A 15,171-nucleotide genomic window follows, 5' to 3' on the forward strand; every position below is an offset into this window, starting at 1 on the left:
CCAGTATCGGCCCGCGCCCCTCGCAAGCCCCGCCGACGCGCCCCGGCCGCCACGCCTCGCGGGTCAGGACGTGACGGTTCCTTGGGGTGGCGGACGGAGTGCGGCCGCCTCCCGGAGCGCCGTCGCGTAGGAGGAGGAGTCCCCGAGCCGTGCGTAGGAGTCCAGGGCGAGGGCGTAGCAGTGCAGCGACGCGGCGCGGTGGGAGGCGGCGGCGTGCAGGCGGGCGAGGCGGAGGCTGGCCGCGGCCCGCGTCGGGTGGTCGCCGGTGTCCTCGGCCTCGGCTTGCGCGGCCTGGAGCAGGGTCGTGAAGGCTCCGTCGGCCAACGGGCCGGGAGGCGCGGACGCCAGGTCGGGGAGCAGGGACGTCAGCGGCGCGGACGGTGAAGGCGGCGCGGTCAAGGTGAGCGACCGGAAGCCGTCGATGACGAGCGACGGAAGCGGGGCCCGGCAGGTGACGAGCACGAAGCAGGACTCGGCGGACGGCAGCGCGGACCGCACGCCGTCCTCGCCGCGCGCGTTGTCCAGGATGAGAAGGGTGCGTTCTCCTTCCGGCGGATTCCACGGCGGCGCCGCTTGCGGCCCGCTCAGGTCGACGTGGTGGAGCCCGCCCGGAAACAGCCCGTGAGCCTGGTAGGCCCACTGGAGCGCCAGCGTGCTCTTGCCGTAGCCGGACGGCCCGCTGACGACGATCCCGGGCGGCGGCACGGGCTCGGACGCCGCCCGCCACAGCGCGGCCAGCTCCGGCCCCCGGGCCGCGCGCGAGGGCGGATGGGCCGGGAACGGCGCGGGCAGCCGCAGCACGAGCCGCCCCACCTGGACGGCCGCATCAACGCTCCCGTGCACCTCAAGCCGCAGCTCGGGCGCGCTCACGGCGTGTCGGCCGGGCGCTCGGGCGCGACCCGGAACCCGCCGACGATCTCGCCCGCCTGGATCAGCGTCCCGATCACACCCCCCGGATGGACGGTGACGGACATGGCAGCCACCGGCGCGACGACGACAGCGGCCGGTTCGGCTTGCGGCGCCGGAGGCGGAGCCGTGTGGGCGGCCTCCGGGAGGAGCCGTCGTGTCTGGCCCGTCCAGATCCAGGCGTCGCAGGAGAACTCCGCTTCCGGCGGCCCGGTGCGCGTCTTGGTGAACGCGGCGGACGACAGCCCGGGAGGGTCGCGCCGGATCACGTCGTCGAAGAACGCGTCCGAGACGATGAGCGCGAGGCGGGCCTCCTCATCGCTGCGCAAGGCGGCGCGTAGAGGCGCGGAGTCCAGCATCCGGCACGTCTTGACGACGGCCCTGCCGACGAACCCGTTGGCGCCCACCCACGCGATCCCGGTGTGCGCCGCGACGCGGAGCCGGATCGGCGTGTTCCGCGCGCGCAGGCCCGTCCACAGGCTGTGGACGAAGTCCGAGACGAACCGCGCCTCGTCCACGGGCGGATCGAGGAGCGCCACCTCGCCGTCCCCGGACGCCTGCCGGGCGAGCGGCGCGCTCGGCGACGCCGCCGCGTGCGCGTCGTCCAGCAGCCGGGCCAGACGTGCCTGCGCGCTCGCCTGCTCGGCGTCGCTCCTGCCGCTGTAGTTCTCCATGTCCACGGCGAGGCAGAGACGGCGTGCTGCGACGGCGGGATCCAAGGCGCCTCCTTAACGCGAGCCCGAGGCAAGTATCACGTCGGCCTCCGCGTCCGTCAGCCCTCCGAGACGCGACCGCAGCCCGTCCGCGATGCTCTCGACACGTCCGCCGTCCAGCCCGGCGAGCCGCGCCTGGGCCGTCCGCCACAGCGCCGCCGCCTCGGCGGTCCGGCCGCGCCCGTGCGCGATGTCGCCGATCCGCAGCAGCGCCCGCGCCTGGTCGCCGAGATTGCCGCGCGCCTCGTAGGAGCGCAGGGCCACCGTGAGCGACACCAGCGCCTCCTCCTCCCGGCCGTCGCGCAGGACGACCTCCGCGAGCCGCTCCAGCGCCCAGCCCTCGCTCTTGAACGTCCCCAGCTCGGCGAACTGCCGCAGCGCCGCCCGCAGGGCCGTCTCGGCCGCCTCAGCGTCGCCCAGGCCCAGGTGCGCCTCGGCCGCGCCCTGGTGCGCCCACGCCATGCCGAAGCCGTCGCCCGCCCGGCGGAACGCGGCGAGTTCGGCGGCGCGCAGCCGGAGCGCGTGCCGGTGGTGGCCGAGCGCCGACAGGGTGTCGGCGATGCCGTGCAGCGACCAGGCGGTCGTGCCGGGATCGCCGCGCGCCGCGAGCACCGGATGCGCCCGCAGGTACAGCCGCAGGGCGCCGCGCGTGTCGCCCTCGTCGCGCCGGAGGTCGCCCTCGGTGTTGTCGGCGTCGGCGTCCCCGGCGGCGCGCCGGTCCACGGGCAGCAGCGCCCGCATCGCCCGCACCTCCGCGAACGCCTCGGTCATCCGCATGCCCTCGCGCAGCGCCAGCGCGAGCCGCTCGTGCATGGCCCTGGCCCGCTCCCACTGGCCGTGCCGCGTGAACACCTCGATGCCCCAGCGGTGCAGCCGCTCCCAGCCGCTCCACGGCGAGTGCACGTCCAGGTCGGTCTCGACGGCCCGGACCAGCGTCCACAGCGGATCGGCCAGGCCACGGTCGCGCAGGCGCAGGCCCGCCGCGAGAAGGTTGTCCCACTCCTCCCGGTACCAGTGCCGCGCCTCGGTGGGGTCGGCGCCCGTCTCCAGCGCGGTGTGCACCTCCAGGGTTCGTGCGGCGTACCAGGCCGCCGTCCTGTCGGCGGCGTCACGGCCTTCGTCGCCGAGCAGCTCGCGGCAGAACAGGGCGACGAGGTCGTGCGTCCGGTAGCGGGGCCCCCGGTGCCCGTCGCGCACGTCGAGCAGGTGCAGGTCGGCGAGCGCCCGCAGCCGTTCGGCCGCGTCGTCGGCGCCGGTGAGCACAGCCGCGGACTCGGCTGTGACGTCCGCGAGCGGCAGCGCGGCGAGCAGCCGGAAGAACCGGCGCGCACCTGCGTCCAGAGCCCGGTAGGAGTAGCCGAACGACGCCCTGACGGCGCGGTCCCCCATGCCGGAGCTGAGGGCCGGGAGCCGGGCGTCGGGCTCCGCGAGAACCTCGGCGAGGTCGGCGGCGCGCAGCCCGGGGTCAAGAGCCAGACGCGCGGCGGCGATCCGCAGGGCGAGCGGCAGAAGGCCGCACGCGTCGGCGATGACGGGGGCCGCCTCGGGGTCGGCACCCGCCCCGGTGAGCAGCGCGACCGCCTCGTGGCGACGCAGGCCGTCCAGCGCGAACCCCAGGATCCCCGGCCCGGCGAGCGCCCGTCGGCTCGTCGCCAGCAGCAGGCAGCCCGGAGACGCCGACAGCAGGGCGAGGTCCTCAGCCGCCACCACGTCGTCCACGACGAGCAGGACCCTTCGGTCGCGCGTCACGGCACGCAGAAGCACGGAGCGTTCCTCCAGCTTCGCGGGAATCCGCGCGGGAGCGACATCCAAGGCGACGAGGAACCTTTCCAGCACGTCGGCCGTCGTCAGGCGCTGCCGCCCGCTGTGCGTCCCGACCTCCGCGAACAGGTGGCCGTCCGGGTAGGCGCCGCGCAGCCTGTGCGCCGCCTCCAACGCCAGCGCGGTCTTGCCGACACCCGGACGGCCCGAAAGGCAGATCACCGAAGGAGGCAGCTCACCCTGCGCCTGCGCGACGATCTCCGCCAGCTCCTCCTCCCGCCCGGTGAAGGACGCGGGCCGCCTAGGCAGCAGGGACGGTGCCGTCCGCTTCGCCGCGACGTTCCCCGTCTCCACGACGACCGAGCCGATCTGGACCCGCACCGGCCTCACCCCGTCCGCACCGCGTAGGCGCCGGCGGTGAGGTACCGCTGGGCGACGAGGAACAGCGCCAGGACCGGCAGCGTGTACAGGAGCGAGCCCGCCGCCAGCAGGTTGTCCGCGGTGTGTCCTGGCTCGTGCGCGTAGGCCGTGGTCAGCGCCACCGCGAGCGTCGTGGTGTCGGCGTCGAGCAGGAGGAGGGGCGCGGTCCAGTCGCCCCAGGCCCACGCGAACGTGAGCACGGCGGACGCGGCCAGCGCGGGACGCGACTGCGGAAGGACGACACGCCAGAAGACCCGGAGGTGCCCGCAGCCGTCCAGGAGGGCCGACTCCTCCTGCTCTCGGGGGATCGAGACGAAGAACTGCCGGAAGAGCAGGACGATGTAGGAGTTGCCGCCCAGGCCCCACAACACCCACGGCCAGTAGGTCCCGACAAGGCCGAGCTTCGCGAACAGCAGATAGGTCGGCAGAAGGGTGATGACGCCGGGGATCATCATGGTCAGCGCCAGCAGCACCAACACAAGGCGGGAGCCGGGGGCGCGGAACCGGGCGAGGCCGTAGCCCGCGCACGCTGAACTCGCCGTCGTCAGCGCCGCGTAGACACCCGCGAGAAGCAGGGACGTCGGCAGACGCTCGGAGAAGTCCGCGTCGGTGAACGCGCGCACGAAGTTGCCCCACACCGGCCGTTCGGGCAGCAGGTTCGGGGAAGCCTGCTCGGCGGGGCTCTCCAGCGCGCCCAAGGCCAGGAACAGCAGCGGCGCGAGGAACAGCGCGCAGGACAGGAACAGAAGCAGATGCGTCACCTGACGTCTCACGGCCGCGCGCCCCCGGGAGAGGTGAGGGTGAAGACGTGGCGGCGCGTCGTCCGCAGCATCAGCGCCGCGCACAGCAGGGTGACGACGAACAGCGCCCACAGCAGGGCCGAGGCGTAGCCGAAGCGGCCCGCCACCGCGTACCGCGTGTACACGTGGGCCATGAAGAAGTAACCGCCCTCCGGCAGCGCGGCCAGCGAACCCCCGGCCCCGGCCGACCCCAGGACCAGCGCCGGGAGATACGTCTGGAGGCCCGCGATCACGCCCGTGACGACCTGGAACAGCAGCACCGGGGAGACGAGCGGCAGGGTGACCGACGTGAACGTGCGCAGCGGCCCGGCGCCGTCCACGCGGGCGGCGTCGAACAGGTCGCGCGGCACGTCCGCCAGCGCCGCGAGCGACACCATCATGAGGTTGCCGAGCCCCCACAGCACGAGCACGCCGATGACGAACGGCAGCCTCGGCCCGTCCGTCCAGCCGGGCCCCGCGACGCCGAAGCGCTCCAGCAGCACGTTCACCGCGCCGGTGTCCCGGTCGAACAGCGCGCCGAAGGTGAGGGCGCCCGCTACCGGCGGCACCACGGCGGGCAGGAACAGCACCGCGCGGTACAGCGACCTGCCCCGGACGGGCAGTTGGAGCAGCACCGCGAACAGCAGCCCGCCCGCCACGCTCGCCGGGACCGTCACCGCGGTGAAGACGAGGGTCCGGACGAGCGCCTCGCCCGCCAGCCCGTCGTCCAGGACCTCGGCGTAGTTGGCAGCCCCGACGAACCTGCTTTCGGGCGCCAGCGCGTCGGTGTTGGTGAGGCTCAGCCAGAACGCGTACCCGAGCGGGAACGCCGTGAACCCGGCGAAACCCGCCACCCAGGGCAGGGTGAACAGGTAGAAGAGGCGGTTCACCCGACGAGGTCCCTGCCCCGGGCGAGGACGGCGTTCATGTCGGTGTTGAGCGCGTCGGCTGTCTTCCCGGCCGACAGCCCTTCGGCGTGCGCCTTGCGCAGCACTCGGGTGACGATGTCTTCGAGCTCAGCGGAACGCGCGTAGGGGGTGAACGAAAGCACCGTCAGATAGGGGAGTTCGGCCTCCTGGACGGCGACCGCCCTGCGCTGGAACTCCTCCCCCTGCGGAAGCGACGAGCGTAGGGACTTCAACGCGGGCAGCCCGAACCCCGAGACGGCCCGCTCCCGCGCGGGCTCCCCGCCGAAGTACCACTCGAAGAACGCCCACGCCGCGTCGGGATCGGGGCAGGCCCTCGGAATCCACATGCCTATCCCGCTGTAGCACGGGCTGACCCTTGGCCCGCCGAACAGCGGGGCGGGCATGAGGTGCGCGGCGCGGGCCAGTGCGGGGTCGTCGTCGAGCAGCGCGCCGAACCAGTATCCGGCCGTCGCCATCGCCATCCTGCGCGCCTGGAAGGCGGGGAACGGCCATCCGTCGGGGTTCGGGTCGGCCGGGCTGAACCCGACCCTCGCGTCCATGTAAGCGAGGTGCCAGCCCAGGACGGCGGTGGCCTCGGGCGCGGAGAAGTCGACCCGCGCCAGGTCCGCGCTGAACACGCTGCCGCCCTCCGCCGCCGTGGCCCCCATGAGCTGGACGAACATGCCCTGTCCGGAGACGTCGAGGCCGTGGATCCGGGTCCGGCCGCCGCGCCGCACGGTGAGCCGCCGCGCCAGGTCGAGCCACTCCTCGTGGCCGAGGGGCTTCGCCGCGTCGGGCAGCGGCACGTCAGCGGCCGCGAAGACCTCGGCGTCGCACCAGAACATGGCGTCCTGGGAGTAGTCCTTGGTGAGCCCGTACCGGGGCCCGGCGCCCTGCTTCACGCCGTCGAACCGCCACACGTCGCCGATCGGCTCCAGGTCGTCGGCGCTCAGCGCGCTGGACGCGGCCAGATAGGGGTCGAGGTCCAGGGCGAGCTTTCGCGCGACGAGGAAAGGCGTGTCCAGCGCCCCCGCCGCGCGCACCACGTCAGGCGGACTGCCCGCCGTGATCATCGCGGTGAGCCGGGTCAGGTCCGGGTCGATCCTGGTGACCCGCAGGCCGAGCGCCCGCTCGGCGGCCGCCCTGGCCGCCTCGTCGAACTCCCCCTCCCACGTCATCACCGTCAACGCCCGCTCTCGCCGCCCGGAACAACCGCCGAGCGCCCCGCCGCCCACCGCCGCCGCCCCCAGCCCAAGGAACGCACGCCGAGAGAACCCGGGGACATATCCGCCATACAGCCCCATAAGGGGGTTTTTACCGCCCAGGCCAAGCCCACGTCCCGATCATCCACCAAATCGTCTGATTCACGCCCGCCCCTGAGGGCGGCAGGGCTACAGCGCGGTCGGGACGGATGGGAGGTGGGGGGTGGGGAGGGGGAGGTGGTGGGTGGACATGACGGTGCGGAGGAGGTCGGGGTAGTCGGTGACGACGGCGGAGACGCCCAGGGTGAGGTAGCGGGACATCTCGGATGGGTCGTTGACGGTCCAGACGGTGACGGGGAGACCCAGGTCGGTGGCTCGGGTGAGGAGTGCCTCGTCCAGGATCGTGTACTGGGGGGAGAAGATCGTGGCGCCCTCGGACAGGGCCGACAGGGCCGGGTCGCGCGGGTCGGCTCCGGCGAGCCAGGAAGGGTCCGCGAGGGTAGGAGGTTCGGCAAGGGCGACCCGTGAAACCGAGGGCTCAAGGCGACGGGTGTGCTTCAGGAACCGCCAGTCGAACCCTAGGAGCCGCGCCCGGGGCAGCAGCCCGTGGGCGTCGAGCACGGTCAGCACCTCGGAGACGAAGTGGGCTACCTCCGCGTCCGGCCACGACGGGTCAGTCTTCAGCTCGACGCACAGCCGCACGCCCTCCGCCGGACGTAGCAGGGCGCACGCCTCGGCCAGGGTCGCCACCGGCGTGCCGGGCATCGGCAGGGCCGTCCGGTGGTACGGGTCGTCCGCGACGGCCGCCCGGACGCCCGAGTCCAGAGTCTTCAGCTGCGCGAGCCGCAGCGACCTGATGGAGCGCCCGACATACGGGTACATGGGGTCGCCGGGGAAGGCGGGCCCGGTGTCCCGGGTCGTCAGCGGGGAGACGGTCTGGTCGTGGTGGAGGACCACAACGCCGTCCGAGGAGAAGCCGACGTCGAACTCGACGGCGTCGACGCCGAGCGCGAGGGCGTGGGCGAAGGCCGGGAGCGTGTTCTCCGGACGCAGCCCGCGGGCCCCCCGGTGCCCGTGGAGTTCGACACGATGGCGCATGCGTGGAAGATTACGCACGGTAATGTAACGCCCCCCGATCGTGCCGGTTGCCTCTTGAAGAACAACTCCTGGCCAAGGGTAGGTGGAGTGCGCAAGAGGCCGGTCGATCGGGGGGTGTGAAGGTGGACACCCGGGCGGGTGTCGCCTAAATCAGGTCACGCAGCGTGAGCGTCTGGTCCCGGCCCGGACCCACGCCGATGGCCGAGATCGGGGCGCCCGACAGCTCCTCGACCCGCCGCACGTACGCCTGCGCGTTCGGCGGGAGGTCGTCGAAGGTCTTGGCGCCGCTGATGTCCTCGCCCCAGCCGGGCAGGACCTCGAGGATCGGCTTGGCGTGGTGGAAGTCCGTCTGGTTCGACGGCATCTCGTCGTGCCTGACCCCTTCGACGTCATAGGCGACGCACACAGGGATCTCCTCCAGCCCGGACAGCACGTCCAGCTTGGTGAGGAAGAAGTCGGTGACGCCGTTGACGCGGGTCGCGTACCGGGCGATGACCGCGTCGAACCAGCCGCAGCGGCGGTCCCGGCCGGTCGTGACGCCGTACTCGCCGCCGGTGGTGCGCAGGTACTCGCCCATGTCGTCGAGCAGCTCGGTTGGGAACGGTCCCGAACCGACGCGCGTGGTGTACGCCTTGAGGATGCCGATGACGCCCGTCACCTTGGTCGGGCCCACGCCCGAGCCGGAGCAGGCGCCGCCCGCCGTCGGCGAGGAGGAGGTGACGAAGGGGTAGGTGCCGTGGTCGACGTCAAGGAGGGTGCCTTGCGCGCCCTCCAGGAGGATGACCTTGCCTTCGTCGAGCGCGTTGTTGATGACGAGCTCGGTGTTGGCCACGTAGGGCCGCAGCCGCTCGCCGTACTCCAGGTACTCCTCGACGACCGGCTCGACCAGGATCGGCCGCCGGTTGTAGACCTTGGTGAGCACCTGGTTCTTCTCGCGCAGCGACAGCTCGACCTTCTTCTGCAGGATGCCGGGGTCGAAGAGGTCCTGGACGCGGACGCCCATGCGCGCGATCTTGTCGCCGTAGGCGGGGCCGATGCCGCGCCCGGTGGTGCCGATCCTGGCCTTGCCGAGGTACCGCTCGGACACCTTGTCCAGCGCCCGGTGGTGGGGCATGATCAGGTGCGCGTTGGCGGAGATCAGCAGGCGGCCGGTGTCGACGCCGCGGGCCTTCAGCCCGTCGATCTCCTGGAGGAGCACCCCGGGGTCGATGACGACGCCGTTGCCGATCACCGGGACGACGTCGGGCGACAGGATGCCCGACGGCAGCAGGTGCAGCGCGTACGACTTGTCCCCGATCACCACGGTGTGTCCGGCGTTGTTGCCCCCCTGGTAGCGGACGACGTAGTCGACCTTCCCGCCGAGCAGGTCGGTCGCCTTCCCCTTGCCTTCGTCGCCCCACTGAGCACCGACGAGCACGATGGCCGGCATCTGACGATCTCCTTCAGGCCAATAGAAAAGCCCCTGGTCGCAAGCGAACAAGGGGCCTCTTGCGATCAGATCCTACCCGGCGGCGTCGTCCACGGAAACTGCGGCCTCAGCTCAGCGCCTCGGCGGCGGCCTCGCTGGAGTCCCGCAGGAACGTCCTGCACCGCTCGGCCTCGTCCTCCTCGCCGATCGCGGCGGCGGCGCGGCCGAGAGCGGCCAGCGCGCGCAGGAAGCCGCGGTTCGGCTCGTGCTCCCACGGGATCGGGCCGTGGCCCTTCCAGCCGTTGCGGCGCAGCGCGTCGAGGCCGCGGTGGTAGCCGGTGCGCGCGTACGCGTAGGACTCGACGACGTCACCGCGCTGGTAGGCGGCCTCGGCGAGGATCGCCCAGGCGAGCGGGTAGGCCGGGAACTTGGCCGCCACCTCGTGCGGCGCGACGCCGTCGGCGAGCAGCCCGGACGCTTCGGGCAGGTCGGGCAGAAGGGTGGGGGCCGGGCCGCCCAGCAGGTTCTGGCTCATACCCTGCATGCTAGGCATCCCGGCCCCCGCCCTGGACTTCCGGGGCTTACTTGATCTTCTTGCCGGCGGACAGGAGGTCCTCGCAGGCCGTCACGATGCGGGCGGCCATCGCGGCCTCCGCGGCCTTGCCCCACGAGCGCGGGTCGTACAGCTTCTTGTTGCCGACCTCGCCGTCCACCTTCAGGACGCCGTCGTAGTTGGTGAACATGTGGGCCGCCACCGGACGCGTGAACGCGTACTGGGTGTCGGTGTCGATGTTCATCTTGATGACGCCGTAGGAGAGGGCCTCACGGATCTCCTCCAAGGACGAGCCGGAGCCTCCGTGGAACACCAGGTCGAACGGCTTGTCCTTGCCGTACTGGGCGCCGACCGCGTCCTGGAGCTCCTTGAGGACCTCCGGGCGCAGCTTGACCGCGCCGGGCTTGTACACGCCGTGCACGTTGCCGAAGGTGGCCGCCAGGATGTAGCGGCCCTTGTCGCCGGTGCCGACCGCGGCGGCCGTCTCCAGCGCGTCCTCGACGGTGGTGTACAGCTTCTCGTTGATCTCGTGGGAGACGCCGTCCTCCTCGCCGCCGACGACGCCGATCTCCATCTCCATGATCGTCCGGGCCTTGACGGACTCGGCGAGCAGCTCGACCGCGATCTCCAGGTTCTCCTTCAGCGGCACGGCCGAGCCGTCCCACATGTGCGACTGGAACAGGGGCTCCTCGCCGCGGGCGACGCGCTCCTGGGAGATCTTGATCAGCGGCCGCATGAAGCCGTCGAGCTTGTCTTTCGGGCAGTGGTCGGTGTGCAGGGCGATCTGCACGTCGTACTGGGCGGCCACCACGCGCGCGTACTCGGCGAACGCGGCGGAACCGGTGACCATGCTCTTGAGGGAACCGGACAGGTACTCCGCTCCGCCGGTGGACACCTGGATGATGCCGTCGCTCTCCGCCTCGGCGAAACCGCGCAGGGCGGCGTTGAGCGTCTGGCTGGAGGTCACGTTGATCGCCGGGTAGGCGAAACCGCCCTGCTTGGCGCGGTCGAGCATCTCCGCGTAGACCTCGGGAGTGGCGATGGGCATGTGAGTTCCTCTCATCCGGGGCAGGTCAGCCGCCGCGCGGGCACGGCGGTGCCGCAGGAGGGTGCGGCGATGGTCTGCCTCTGCTCCCTACTATCTCGTATGCCCTGGAACACTCTCCGAAAGGGGCCTTGACGGGGGCTGGGTGGAAGGTCGTGACTGGGGTAGTGAACACTGGTTGGTCTCATGGGTCACTGATGCGTAGTTTCGTTCGCTGAACCCCAGTTGTGTCGCTAGTCTCATCCCGTGGGACGTCACCGTAATGACCCTCGTGGTCTCGTCAACATCCTGATCATCGCCGTGGGGGTGGCACTCGCCCTCGGTCTTGTGGTCGTCGGTGGCGCCGCCCTGGTCAGCTCCATGAACTCCGAAGCCATGGGGCCCGCCAACGCGGCGGTCCGCCCCGACGACTCGACGACGACCATGGCGGGCGCCGTCGAGAAGGACCGCACCGTCTACGCGACGTTCAGATTCGTCCGCAAGGTCGAGGTCTACGCCGCGGGACCCGGCAACACGCCGGTGTACTGGAAGGGGCACTTCACCAAGGGTGAGGAACGCGACGTGCTGTGGCCCGACGTCGACGTGACCATCGGGGACTCGGCCGCCGTCCGCGTCCAGGTGGACGGCAAGGCGCTGAAGCTGCCCGCGGGCAAGGTCACGATCTCGTTCGTGGAGGGCGCCCCCGAGGCCCGCAGCGTCGGCGAGTGACCCCGGGAGCGTCCCGCCCGGCTCAGAGCCCCAGCGCGTCCAGGTCGTAGGCGTAGCGGTACTCCAGGCCCGCCGCGGTGATCGGCTCCGCCGCGCTGCGCTCGACGACCGTGGCGACGCCGACGACGGTCGCGCCCGCCTCCCGCGCCGCCTCCACCGCCGTCAGGGGGGAGCCGCCCGTCGTCGAGGTGTCCTCGACGATCAGGACGCGCCGCCCGGCCAGGTCGGGGCCCTCGATCCGCCGCTGCATGCCGTGCTGCTTGGCCGCCTTGCGCACCACGAACGCGTCGAGCATCTGGCCGCGCGCCGCGGCGGCGTGGAGCATCGCCGTCGCCACCGGGTCGGCGCCCAGGGTCAGCCCGCCGACGGCGGTGTAGCCCAGGTCGGTGGTGAGGTCCAGCATCACCCTTCCCACGAGGGGGGCCGCCTGGCCGTCCAGGGTGACCCGCCGCAGGTCCACGTAGAAGGACGCCTTCTTACCCGAGGACAGGGTGAAGTCGCCGTGGACGACGGCCTTGGTCTTGATCTCTTGCAGTAGGTCTTCGCGATCGCTCACCTGTCAAGCCTAGGGTTCACGGGGTCCCGGTCCGCACCCGGGTGGGAGCGGGATGTCACGATGGGTGCATGACGCCAGGCACTCTCGTTCTACTCGGCGCACCGCTCCCGGGGGAGCTCGCCGACGAACTGCGTACGCAAGGGCTGCACGTCGTCGTTCCGCAGCCCACCGAAGATCCCATGTCCGGCGCCCGGTACGTCGCCGGGTCCGCGCTCGCCATCGCCGCGGCGGCTCCAGAGGCCCCGCTCGTGCTGGTCGGGCACGGCCCCGCAGGGCCACTCCTGCCGTCGCTCGGCGGGGCCCAGAAGGCGGCCAAGCGGCTGGTGGGCGGCTATGTCTTCCTGGACGCCGACCTGCCCGCGCACGGCGGCGACTGGCCGGACGCGCCCTGCGCCTTCCTCGCCACGTCCGAGGGCGACGCAAGGCTGAGCGCGGCCCGTGCGCGCGCTTGGGAGACGGCCCACACGACACCGGAGAACCTCTGCGAGTCCCTCCGGAAGATCATCGCCGAGCTGTAGCGGGAACACCGGGTAAAGATTCGCGCGACCACGGGTCACGGCGAGCTTCACGGAAACACCTCTAGGCACTGTCCGTAGCCAATAGATTACTGGCGGCTGCAAAGGGGGTGCCATGGGGGAGCAGACGGCCCTCGAACCGAGCGACGCCGAACTGATCGACCAGATCAGGCAGGGCGACACCGCCGGGTACGGCGTGCTGTACGAACGGCACAAGGAGGCGGCGCTGAGGCTGGCCCGCCGCCTTGTCGAGGGCGAGGCCGAGGCCGACGACGTCGTCGCGGACACCTTCACCAAGGTGCTCGACCTGCTTCGGCGCGGGGGAGGCCCCTCGGACGCCTTCCGGCCCTACCTGCTCACCTCGCTGCGCCGCACCGTCATCGACAGGTACCGGCGGCGTGCCCGTGAGACGAGCACCGACGCCATCGAGGCGTACGACCCGGGCGTTCCGTTCGTCGATCCCGCTCTGGCAGGGCTGGAGAACGAGCTGATCGTCCGGGCGTACCTCTCCCTGCCCGAACGCTGGCAAGCCGTCCTGTGGCACACCGTGGTGGAGGGCGAGAAGCCCGCGCAGGCGGGCAAGGTGCTCGGGCTCAGCGCCAACGGCACGTCCGTGCTCGCCTACCGCGCGCGTGAGGGGCTCAAGCAGGCTTACCTGCGGATGCACGCCCCCCTGCGGTCCGGCTCCGACTGCACGCCGGTGCTCGAAGGGCTGCCCGCCTATATCCGGGACGCCGTGGGACGTCGGGAGAGCACGCGTACGGAAAGGCATCTGGAGGAGTGCGCCGTCTGCCGGGGCGTCTACCTGGAGCTGCGGGATATCAATCGGAGGCTGCCCGTCGTGGTGGCACCGCTCGTCCTGGGCACGGTTTCGGCGTCCTACCTGGCCAAGGGTGGCCTCGCGGGGGTGGGGCTGTGGTGGGGGAAGACGCCACGGCAGGGCCGGAACGCGGTGGTGGCGGCGGGGGTCGTCGCGGGGCTGGTGGCGGCCGCCGTCATGGCCTGGCCCGCCTCGCACACCGCGCCGCCCGTGCCCGCGGTGCCGCCGCCCGCCCCGCCCGTGGCCGCGCCCGCGCCGCCGCCGCCTCCGAAGCCGCCCAGGCCCCGGCAGCCCGCCGATCCCGTCGTGCGGCCGGCGAAGCCGCGTCCGGTCAGCGCGGTGCCGCAGGCCAGGCCGTCGGAGCCGACGGCGTCGCCTACGCCCTCGGCCGTGCCGTCGCCCCGGCTGCGCGCGGAGATCGGCACCGTCGGCGTGCTGTTCCCCGGCAGGCCGGGGATCATCGCGCTCGCGGTGCGCAACGAGGGGCGGGGCGCGTCCGACGACCTCGTCGCCGATGTCAGGCTGCCCGAAGGGGTGTCGCTCGACGGGGCCGCCACAGGCAGGGCGTCCGCCTTGTGGGCGCCCCGGACACCGCCCGGAGACGGCTGGTCCTGCCGTCCCGGGGCGTCCTCCCTGCGTTGCACGCGGGCGGGGCTGCCTGCGGGCGGCTCCTCATCGGCTTACCTGCACGTCAGCGTGGCGGAGAGCGCCCGGCAGGGAGAGGGGCCGTCCGTCGCCCTGCGCTCCTCGGGCACGAGGGTGACGGCCAAGGCAGCGTCCGGGGTGCGGGCCGCCGGGATGCCCGCGAGGTACGCCGTGGACGGCAAGGTGCGCGTCCTCAGGGCGGGCAACGCCCTCCTGAGCTGCCCCGAGAAGCGCAAGGGCTGCGCGCAGGCTCGCGAGCGCAAAGGCGACCGCCTCGACAATGACCTGTGGCAGATGGTCCCGCTCGACGTGGACGCTGAGCCCTCGACGTCAAGGTCCAGTGCGGCGCGGCTCGCCCTTCCGGGCCGTGTCCTGTTCGCGGGCCTCTATTGGTCGGGCTCCGGCCGGGAAGGGCCGACGGCCAAGCTGCGCGGCCCCTCGGGCCCCTACAAGACGGTCAAGGCCGACCGCACGGAGGTCGTCGACCTCCCCGGCTACCCCGCCTACCAGTCCTTCGCCGACGTGACGGCGCAGGTCAGAGCGGGCGGCACGGGCACCTGGACGGTGGCCGACGCACCGAGCGGCGAGGGAGTGGGTCACTACGCGGGCTGGAGCCTCGTCGTCGTGGCCGAGGACCTGTCCGCCCCGCACAGCCGGGCCATGATCCTCGACGGAGCCCGCGCCCTCGGGCCCACCGGGGCGTCCTCCCTACGGGTCCCCCTGGACGGCCTCCTCCCGGCGGCCGCCCCTGCGGAACTCGGCTTCGTCGCCTGGGAGGGCGACGCGGAGCTCACCGACGACGCGATCTTCCTCGACGGGCGTCCGTTGGGCGGAACGAACGCGTTCAGGAGTGACGCGGCAGGCGCGCTCGGCGCTTCACTGACGTTCGGGGTGGACGCGGTGGCGCACCCCGTGGAACTGGGAGGAGGGTCAGCAGTGGAACTGAGGACGAAAACCGATGCCTATGTGGCGGGTGTGGTCACGGTAACGGCGCCGTTGCGCAGCTGACCGGTGTCGAGATCCGCCGTAAAGAACATGTGAACTCTTTAACGGATGGACCGGAAAGGCTGGTACCGTCCGCGCCTGAGCAGGTGTTCAGCCATCTCACCTGCGTTCTCACCCTTGCGCGCGGTA

Annotated in this window: 14 protein-coding genes; 3 read left to right on the forward strand and 11 right to left on the reverse strand. The window is 72.3% G+C overall.

Features of this window, described 5'->3' with window-relative positions; translation table 11 throughout:
* Positions 1 to 63: 63 nt before the first annotated feature.
* The 10 genes from LO762_RS26340 to fbaA all read right to left on the reverse strand — a co-directional run bounded on the left by LO762_RS26340 (position 64) and on the right by fbaA (position 10,796).
* The gene (locus LO762_RS26340; RefSeq protein ID WP_230618702.1) at positions 64 to 870 is read right to left on the reverse strand and encodes a hypothetical protein; all 807 of its coding nucleotides are present in this window, start codon (positions 868 to 870) and stop codon (positions 64 to 66) included.
* A complete protein-coding gene (locus LO762_RS26345) occupies positions 867 to 1,625 on the reverse strand; it encodes a hypothetical protein (protein ID WP_230618703.1) in 759 nt (252 codons plus the stop codon). The genes LO762_RS26340 and LO762_RS26345 overlap by 4 nt, the downstream gene beginning before the upstream one ends.
* Positions 1,626 to 1,634: 9 nt before the next feature.
* Positions 1,635 to 3,761 (reverse strand): NB-ARC domain-containing protein, encoded by a 2,127-nt coding sequence (locus tag LO762_RS26350; protein ID WP_230618704.1) that lies wholly within the window; start codon positions 3,759 to 3,761, stop codon positions 1,635 to 1,637.
* A 5-nt stretch (positions 3,762 to 3,766) separates the two neighbouring features.
* Positions 3,767 to 4,561 carry a carbohydrate ABC transporter permease gene (locus LO762_RS26355; RefSeq protein WP_230618705.1) on the reverse strand — a complete coding sequence of 265 codons (795 nt, stop codon included), beginning with the start codon at positions 4,559 to 4,561 and terminating at the stop codon, positions 3,767 to 3,769.
* Positions 4,562 to 4,569: 8 nt separating this feature from the next.
* On the reverse strand, positions 4,570 to 5,469 hold the full coding sequence (locus tag LO762_RS26360) for a sugar ABC transporter permease (RefSeq protein ID WP_308104596.1): 900 nt from the start codon (positions 5,467 to 5,469) through the stop codon (positions 4,570 to 4,572).
* Positions 5,466 to 6,665 carry an extracellular solute-binding protein gene (locus tag LO762_RS26365; protein WP_230618742.1) on the reverse strand — a complete coding sequence of 400 codons (1,200 nt, stop codon included), beginning with the start codon at positions 6,663 to 6,665 and terminating at the stop codon, positions 5,466 to 5,468. Before LO762_RS26365 ends, LO762_RS26360 begins: the two co-directional genes overlap by 4 nt.
* A gap of 213 nt (positions 6,666 to 6,878) precedes the next feature.
* Positions 6,879 to 7,787 (reverse strand): glycerophosphodiester phosphodiesterase family protein, encoded by a 909-nt coding sequence (locus LO762_RS26370; protein ID WP_230618706.1) that lies wholly within the window; start codon positions 7,785 to 7,787, stop codon positions 6,879 to 6,881.
* 145 nt (positions 7,788 to 7,932) lie between these two features.
* Entirely contained in the window at positions 7,933 to 9,216 is a 1,284-nt protein-coding gene (locus tag LO762_RS26375; protein WP_230618707.1) for an adenylosuccinate synthase, read from the reverse strand.
* A 106-nt stretch (positions 9,217 to 9,322) separates the two neighbouring features.
* Positions 9,323 to 9,739 carry a DUF3151 domain-containing protein gene (locus LO762_RS26380; protein WP_230618708.1) on the reverse strand — a complete coding sequence of 139 codons (417 nt, stop codon included), beginning with the start codon at positions 9,737 to 9,739 and terminating at the stop codon, positions 9,323 to 9,325.
* Positions 9,740 to 9,776: 37 nt separating this feature from the next.
* The gene (gene fbaA / locus LO762_RS26385; RefSeq protein ID WP_230618709.1) at positions 9,777 to 10,796 is read right to left on the reverse strand and encodes a class II fructose-bisphosphate aldolase; all 1,020 of its coding nucleotides are present in this window, start codon (positions 10,794 to 10,796) and stop codon (positions 9,777 to 9,779) included.
* Positions 10,797 to 11,039: 243 nt separating this feature from the next.
* Between fbaA and LO762_RS26390 the strand changes: the two genes are divergently transcribed.
* Positions 11,040 to 11,501 carry a hypothetical protein gene (locus tag LO762_RS26390; RefSeq protein ID WP_230618710.1) on the forward strand — a complete coding sequence of 154 codons (462 nt, stop codon included), beginning with the start codon at positions 11,040 to 11,042 and terminating at the stop codon, positions 11,499 to 11,501.
* 22 nt (positions 11,502 to 11,523) lie between these two features.
* Here the strand turns inward: LO762_RS26390 and pyrE are convergent, their stop codons facing one another.
* Entirely contained in the window at positions 11,524 to 12,057 is a 534-nt protein-coding gene (pyrE, locus tag LO762_RS26395; RefSeq protein ID WP_230618711.1) for an orotate phosphoribosyltransferase, read from the reverse strand.
* Between the two features lie 68 nt (positions 12,058 to 12,125).
* Here pyrE and LO762_RS26400 point away from each other — a divergent pair, with 68 nt between their 5' ends.
* A complete protein-coding gene (locus LO762_RS26400) occupies positions 12,126 to 12,575 on the forward strand; it encodes a hypothetical protein (RefSeq protein ID WP_230618712.1) in 450 nt (149 codons plus the stop codon).
* A gap of 112 nt (positions 12,576 to 12,687) precedes the next feature.
* Positions 12,688 to 15,045: a sigma-70 family RNA polymerase sigma factor gene (locus LO762_RS26405; protein WP_230618713.1), complete on the forward strand. Its 2,358-nt coding sequence runs from the start codon at positions 12,688 to 12,690 to the stop codon at positions 15,043 to 15,045.
* Positions 15,046 to 15,171: the final 126 nt, after the last annotated feature.

Origin of the sequence: Actinocorallia sp. API 0066, assembly GCF_020991275.1 — a bacterium.
Classification (GTDB): domain Bacteria; phylum Actinomycetota; class Actinomycetes; order Streptosporangiales; family Streptosporangiaceae; genus Actinocorallia.